The 7,760-nt window shown below is 38.4% G+C and carries 5 protein-coding genes; 4 read left to right on the plus strand and 1 reads right to left on the minus strand.

Annotated features, from left to right (window positions below; all coding sequences use genetic code 11):
* Positions 1-23 precede the first annotated feature (23 nt).
* On the plus strand, positions 24-542 hold the full coding sequence (locus AC1W31_RS06500; RefSeq protein WP_481733604.1) for a hypothetical protein: 519 nt from the start codon (positions 24-26) through the stop codon (positions 540-542).
* Positions 543-695: 153 nt separating this feature from the next.
* Positions 696-1,019, plus strand: coding sequence for a hypothetical protein (locus AC1W31_RS06505; protein ID WP_481733605.1), 324 nt, complete (start codon positions 696-698; stop codon positions 1,017-1,019).
* A gap of 923 nt (positions 1,020-1,942) precedes the next feature.
* Here AC1W31_RS06505 and AC1W31_RS06510 read toward each other — a convergent pair.
* The gene (locus AC1W31_RS06510; RefSeq protein WP_481733606.1) at positions 1,943-5,809 is read right to left on the minus strand and encodes a pyruvate carboxylase; all 3,867 of its coding nucleotides are present in this window, start codon (positions 5,807-5,809) and stop codon (positions 1,943-1,945) included.
* 398 nt (positions 5,810-6,207) lie between these two features.
* Between AC1W31_RS06510 and pdxA the strand changes: the two genes are divergently transcribed.
* Positions 6,208-7,227, plus strand: coding sequence for a 4-hydroxythreonine-4-phosphate dehydrogenase PdxA (pdxA, locus tag AC1W31_RS06515; RefSeq protein ID WP_481733607.1), 1,020 nt, complete (start codon positions 6,208-6,210; stop codon positions 7,225-7,227).
* A 42-nt stretch (positions 7,228-7,269) separates the two neighbouring features.
* Positions 7,270-7,760 (plus strand): sugar phosphate isomerase/epimerase family protein (locus AC1W31_RS06520; protein WP_481733608.1); only part of this gene is annotated, 491 nt, incomplete at its 3' end.

The raw sequence follows: 7,760 nt of genomic DNA on the forward strand, positions 1-7,760 counted from the left end.
ATGCATCAGTTATCTATAAAAAGATGAGATATTTATTTTTTTGTGGATACCATCAGTTAAGTTTTTCACAAGTCAGTGCTAATATTGGAGTCACTTTACCCTCGATTGCGCTATTAGATATAGAACCCAAAGGAGGGATGATTAATTTAAAATTTAACAAACCTTCTGAAGCGGGAAAAGCCATACAAAATAGTGAAAGTAGTGACATAACATGGTTAAATTTTACTTCTGCTCTTCCTTTAGGTTCAAGCAGATACGTATCGGCTCAAATTACTTCGGGAAGGTTATCATCTGGTTACGGAATTATTTTAGAGACTTCCAGTTTTACGGGAGCGGGTTCGGGAGTTTTGGGCAAGAGTGTACCTTCCGTTATTTTATCGGATTTGCCAGTCAGAATCATTGATAATATTGGTGGAGCATTTACAGGAGATGGTATCAATAATGGATATAAACTAAAATTCTCACTCATGATTAATAATTATAGTTTACTAATAAGTGGGAGTAATTTTCATACAATCGTTTTCACTTTAACGGATAATTGAGGAATGAGGATGATTCTTTTTTCTATACCTCTATTCCTATCAGTTATTTGTATTAAAGCGCAAACAATTAATGCAACAGGAAGTTGGTCGGTGTCGGTACCATCAAATACGATTTCTGAGCCGGGAAACGATTATGATATGAGTTTAACAAGTATGGCAAACCAGACAATGTTGGATATTACAATGGCAACAACAATTAGTTGGCGAGTAGATGTTCATAAACAAGATTCATTCTGGAATGCCTTCCTTACTTTATGGATTCATAAAACGGGGGATGGTATGGGGACATCAGAGAGTTCAATACTGCCCATTGGCTTAACTCCGTATCTACAAGTTAGCAACTTGGGGCAATTATTTTTTGCGGGGACAAGCAATCATGCAAATATTCCTATTCAGTATGAAATAAGGGGTTTGTCAGTGTTAATTCCCGCTTCAACTTACGAAACGGTAATTATATATACCATTACTGAGTATTAAAAACATTCAAAATCAAGAAAGAATAGTGCGGATGATTTTGAGTTATTGAAAGAGTACCTTTTAATAAAGGTCATGTTGGCTATAACATATAAATTTCAATGTAATGGCAAGGTAAAAATTCCTTGCCATTCTTTTGTCCAATTCTGAAAAAGCGGTACAAGATTTCAAGAATTAAACTCACAATTTTTAGATAATAAGTATTCGTCGTTAGACATTAGTTTATGTTTGTAGATATTATAATTGCTTGATTAACAGCGAATACAACTCTAAAATATCCCCTTCCTTCGTATGGTGTCCTGTAGCCCAAACCCCATTCAATATTTTGAACGATTCCTTGTATTCAGCTTCGTTTTTTATTACTTTAATTTCAAAATTTTCAATAAGATATTTAGTAACTTTCTGTTGTTTTAGTATCTAAACTTTCGGCTTTGTCATTGCGAGGCACGAATCGGAGTTTCGTGCCTCGCAATGACAAAGCCCATAGGTAAAGGCTTTTAAATATCCTTTCATTATTCCGATAGCGAGCAGACTCTGTCTCCCGACCAGCCAACTTGCGTCAGCAACTCATCAATTTAAAATAACCCTTAATGTTTTGGAAATTAAACGCTTGTGTTGCTGACGCAAGTTGGCTGGTCGAGAGACACAGTCACGGGGACGGAGTGGTTCTACCAGCCGAGGAAATAGACTTGTCAATAGTGACTTATCATCAAGTTTTTTGCTAAATGCTTGAATTTTTGGAATTATATCAATTAGATAATAAAGCATGATAATTTGGTTATTTTTACCATTCGACATAATTCAAAGCAAAATTCCGAACTACATATTTCAAATCCCCCACAATTTCAAAAATATAAACCAAACCACAAAAAAATAAGGGTCAGGATTTCACAATCCTAACCCTTAAATCAATTCAAATAAAGGAATTAGACGTTCATAAAATCCCCACCAACAATCTCCTTCAACCCTTCCACAGAACGATTAAATTCATAGGCGTAAGATTCTACTTTTTCCCCTTCAAAATTTATGTCAATCGTATTTCTGATGAAAACACTGTTTTCATTATCGCTGGCAAAAAATTCTTCGTATTCGTCTAAAATTGCTAATAATTTGATTGGACTGGTTAATTTATATAACTCTCCAATCGCCTTATCTGCCTGATTATCAGTCGTTACGAAAGCGGGATAGCCTTCTTCTTCAATCATAAATAATTTGCCTTGCGCCTCTGCCATTCCGACAAATTCCGAATTTTTTTCAATGAATTTGTGCAATTCATTGCCCGCTTCTTTGCGTAATGTTCCGTAAACAAAAAGGTATTCATTTTTATCAGGCTCGGGTAATCTTGCTTCTTCAACGGTCAAAACTAAGTCTTCTTGTTCCACTACCGTTCCTTCCGTTAGCACGACTCTGCCCACAATTCCTTCGTAAGGCGATGATACAATTGATTCCATTTTCATGGCTTCAATGATATACAACGGTGCATTTTTCTTGATTTGGTCGCCCGCTTTTACCAAAACTCTACTCAAACGTCCTTGTAACGGAGCGCCAATGTCGCCTTTGGTAGTCGCCTTCACGTGTTGGGCTTTCACAATCTTGATGGTTCTATCCAAAACCTTGATTCTACGAGCTTGTCCGTTTAGTTCAAAAGTGATATTTCTTAAACCTGATTCGTCGGGTTCAGATTGATTTAAGTATTTGACAATGATGGTTTTACCTTCGTCAATGTTAATCAAAATCTCTTCGTCTGGTTTCAAACCGTACAAAAATGCAGGCGTTGGAATCAACGAAACTTCCCCGTAAAGTTGTTGGTTTTTGTAGTAATCTTCATATACTTTCGGGTACATTTTGTACGAAAGATAATCCAATTCTCCTTGCTCATTTTCTGGGAATTTCGTTTGGAAATCGGCAAAGTCTTGTTCAAAATCAATCGGTAAAATCGAATCATTCGGGCGAGTGGTCATCGCCGTTTCACCTTTCAAGACAATTTCTTGTAATTGTTTCGGGAAACCACCGTAAGGCTGACCTAAACCACCTTTGAAGAAATCTTTTACCGATTCTGGAAACGAAAGTGTTGCCCCACGAGCATATACGTCTTCGGCGGTTAAGGAATTGGCAGTCATAAAAATTGCCATATCACCCACCACTTTTGATGATGGTGTAACTTTCACGATGTCACCAAATAACTTATTGGCTTCGTGGTAGTTATGCTTCATTAATTCAAATTTATCACCAACGCCCAAGGCAATCGCTTGTCCACGTAAATTGGTATATTGTCCGCCTGGAATTTCGTTGTCGTAAACCTCAGCCGTACCCGCTTTCAATTCCGATTCAAACGGATAATACATCTGACGAACATCTTCCCAATAGTTTGAATATTGGTTCAATAAAGGCAAATCCATCGCACATTCCCGCTCGTGTCCTTGCATCATGGCCACGATAGAATTGAAGTTTGGTTGAGCTGTCAAACCAGACATTGCCCCCAAAGAACAGTCAATAATATCAACGCCCGCTTCAATGGCTTTCAAATACGTTGCCGCTTGAATGGATGAAGTATCGTGCGTGTGTAAATGCACAGGAATTGACAAAGCTTGGCGTAATTCTGTTACCAAAAGATTGGCTTGATACGGACGTAAAAGTCCAGCCATATCTTTGATACACAAGATATTAGCACCTTCGTCTTCTAATTGACGAGCCATGTCTAAATAATATTGCAACGAATATTTTTCATTCGTAAAAACATCACCCGTATAGCAAATCGAAGCCTCGGCAATGGCATTTGTACGCTCACGAACGGCTCTGATGGAAACTTTCATCGCTTCAACCCAATTTAATGAGTCAAAAATTCTGAACACATCAATCCCTGATTCGGCTGATTTTTCTACAAATTTTTCAATCAAATTATCTGGATATGCCGAATAACCAACCGCATTTGAACCTCTGAAAAGCATTTGCAAAAGCATATTTGGCATCGCTTCACGGAATTCTTGCAGACGTTTCCACGGAGATTCGTTCAAGAAACGCATCGCTACGTCAAATGTGGCACCGCCCCAAACTTCCATTGAGAATAATTGTGGGAAGTTTTTAGCGTAGCTTTCGGCAACTGCCATCATGTCTTTGGTACGCACACGGGTTGCGAGCAATGACTGATGTCCGTCTCTAAAAGTGGTATCGGTATAAAGAATTTGCTTTTGTTCTTTGATGTATTGAGAGAATTTTTCGGCTCCCATTGAGTCCAAAAGCTGTTTATTGCCTTTTGGGTATTGTCCAAAAGTATCAAAAGCAGGAATAACAGGAGTTCTGAAACTTCTATCTAATTTTACTTTTACATCAGGATTTCCGTTGACAACGACATCGCCCAAATAGCGAAGAACTTTGGTCGAACGGTCACGAGAAGTCGTAAAATTGAACAATTCTGGGTGTCCGTCAATGAATTGTACCACACATTTTCCTTGTTGGAAAATTGGATGAGCAATTACATTTTTCAAGAAAGGAATGTTGGTTTTCACCCCACGAATACGGAATTCCGTCAAGGCACGAGCAAGGCGTTGCGATGCACCTTTTAAGGTACGACCACGAGCCGAAACCTTCACCAACATTGAATCGAAATAAGGCGAAATTTTTACGCCTGGATAAGACGAACCTTCATCCAAACGAATGCCAAAACCTGCGGCATTTCGGTACGCAATAATTGTCCCGAAGTCAGGTTTGAAGCCATTGGCAGGGTCTTCCGTAGTGATTCTGCATTGAATTGCGTAACCATTTAGTGGTATATCTTCTTGCTTCAAAATATAAATTCCGTTGTCCGAAAGTTTATAATTCATGGCAATTAAAATTTGCGTCCGCACAATGTCCACGCCCGTAACTTCCTCAGTGATTGTATGTTCCACTTGTACCCGAGGATTCACTTCGATAAAGAAAATGTTTTCATCTTTATCCACCAAAAACTCAACGGTTCCTGCATTATAATAGTCCACGGCTTTACCAATGGCAATGGCATAAGCATATAATTTCTGACGAGTCTCTTCTTTCAAACCAAAAGAAGGCGCAATTTCTACAACCTTCTGGAAACGTCTTTGTACCGAACAATCACGCTCATAAAGGTGAACCAAATTGCCGTGTTGGTCGCCCAGTAATTGAACCTCAATATGTTTTGGTTGGTCGATGAATTTTTCGATAAAAATCGTATCATTGCCAAAGGCATTTTTTGCTTCGTTTTTTGCTTCGTTGAAGGCATTTAAGAACATTGCCTCCTCACGAACAACTCGCATACCACGTCCGCCACCACCAGCAGCAGCTTTTACCATCACAGGGAAACCAATTTTCTTAGCCTCCGAAAGGGCAACATCCGCATTGATTAATTCCTCTTTCGAGTCTTCAATCATTGGAACATTTGCCTTACGAGCTACCACTTTTGCGGCTACTTTATCGCCCAATGCATCCATTGATTCAGGCGAAGGTCCAATAAATTTGATGCCTTCCTCACGACAACGTCGAACTAACCCAACGTTTTCAGAAAGGAAACCATAACCGGGGTGAATAGCGTCAATTTTCTTTTCTTTACAAAGTTTGATGAGCCCCTCAATGTCTAAATAGGGTTTTAAAGGCTCATCATCTTTACCGATTTGGTAAGCTTCATCGGCTTTATAACGGTGGAGAGAATAACGATCTTCAAAGGTATAAACCGCTACGGTGCGAATCCCCAATTCGGAAGCCGCACGCATGATACGAATAGCGATTTCGCCACGGTTGGCGATGAGAATACTATTGATTTTTTGGACGTAAGATTGAGCCATTTTTATTAACAGTTGTCAGTTATTATTAATCAGTATTTGCTTAAATAATGATGAGAATAACAGGAGGTTATGTATTTGGAATAAAAAGTATATAAATCATGTAAAATTCAAAAATAAATTGGGTAATTTTTACAAAGGCATTAATAAAATTTGGCGTTATTGGAAAATTACAATTTTATTTTGGTTAGTTACTATTTTTGTAGGGTTGTAAATTTTGTATAGATTTTATCAAACCTTTTTTGTTTCAGCATTATTTATGAAATTGCATGAATGTTCGGAGATTAGGGATTAGGTAATTGGGGATTGAAAATTAGGAAATAAATTGATTTCAACTCCTTTTGCCTTGAATTACAAATTCTTAATCCCCAATTACCAGTCCTTAATTAACTAAACAAAACGTGGAACAACAAAAACCAATCATAGGCATCACCCTTGGCGATTATAACGGAATCGGACCCGAAGTAATATTAAAAGCCCTCATGAATAAACGTATTTTAGAAATTTGTACACCTGTAATTTACGGCTCTCAACGAGTTTTTGGGTTTTATCGTAAAGCCTTAGATTTGAAAGATTGGACTTTAAATAACATTCAGTCCATTCAGCAAGTCAATCATAAACTTACCAATTTAATTTCATGTTTTGATGATAAAGCCACAGAAGTTACGCCAGGAAAAGTAACTCAAGAGGCGGGTGCGGGTGCATTGGCTTGTTTACAAATAGCAACCGAAGATTTGAAATCAGGTGCGATTCATGCCGTCGTAACTGCCCCAATTAATAAGCATAATATTCAATCAGAAACCTTTAAATTTCCTGGTCATACCGAATATTTTACTGAAGCTTTTGAAGCCAAAGAATCATTGATGTTTTTGGTTTCGGATGTGTTGCGAGTAGGCGTAGTGACGGGCCATATTCCGCTTGGACGGGTTCGTGGAGCCATAAATCAGGATAAAATAAGTCAGAAATTGGCATTGATGTTTGCCTCTTTGAAAAATGATTTTGGTATTCAAAAGCCCAAAATTGCCGTTTTGGGACTAAATCCACACGCTGGCGAAGATGGATTGTTGGGCGATGAAGAAAAAACTACGATTACGCCAGTATTGGAACAATTCAAGAAAAAAGGGAATTTGGTTTTCGGCCCATTTCCTGCGGATGGCTTTTTTGGAGCGGCACAATTTAAACATTACGATGCCGTTTTAGCGATGTATCACGACCAAGGGTTGATTCCTTTTAAATATATTTCGTTTGAAATGGGTGTCAATTATACCGCAGGACTTTCGGCAGTTCGTACTTCACCCGACCACGGAACGGCGTATGATATTGCAGGAAAAAATACTGCTTCGGCAACATCCATGTTGCAAGCCATTTTTACGGCCATTGACATAGTGAAAAATAGGAAAGAAATGGCTACCGTTGTATAAAATTTCGCATGATCTCATTCTTATAAATAACCAATCAAAACAATGTCATTTGAACAACAATCTCGTAGAGACTTCCTTAAAACTGGTGCCTTAGCTGCCGCTGGCTTTACATTATTAAATAGTGAATTATTTGCTGGTTCAAAGAAACCCTCTGTTCGTAACATCGGTGTGCAATTATGGTCTGTGAAGGATGATATGGGTAAAGATGCCGCTGGAACACTCGCTAAAGTAGCAAAAATGGGCTACAAACAAGTGGAAGGTTTTGGCTATTCTGACGGAAAATTCTTCGGTTTGCCGACTGACCAATTCGCTAAAGTTTTAGCTGAAAATGGTTTAACGATGCCTTCAGCTCACGCAATGATTACGAGTAAAGATTACACAAATGGTCAATTGTCGGATGCGTTCAAAAAGTTAGCGGATGATGCGAAGAAGGTAGGTCAGAAATACGTAATTGCCCCTTCTATGCCGGGTGAAGATCATTCCAAAGGTAAATTTATGGCGGAAATGTACAACAAAGCAGGCGAGCATTGTAA

The organism is Arcicella sp. (genome assembly GCF_964672035.1).

Coding starts and splice junctions, on each gene's coding strand:
- AC1W31_RS06500 (WP_481733604.1), top strand. CDS start 24: ATGAGATATTTATTTTTTTGTGGATACCATCAGTTAAGTTTTTCACAA.
- AC1W31_RS06505 (WP_481733605.1), top strand. CDS start 696: ATGGCAAACCAGACAATGTTGGATATTACAATGGCAACAACAATTAGT.
- AC1W31_RS06510 (WP_481733606.1), bottom strand. CDS start 5,809: ATGGCTCAATCTTACGTCCAAAAAATCAATAGTATTCTCATCGCCAAC.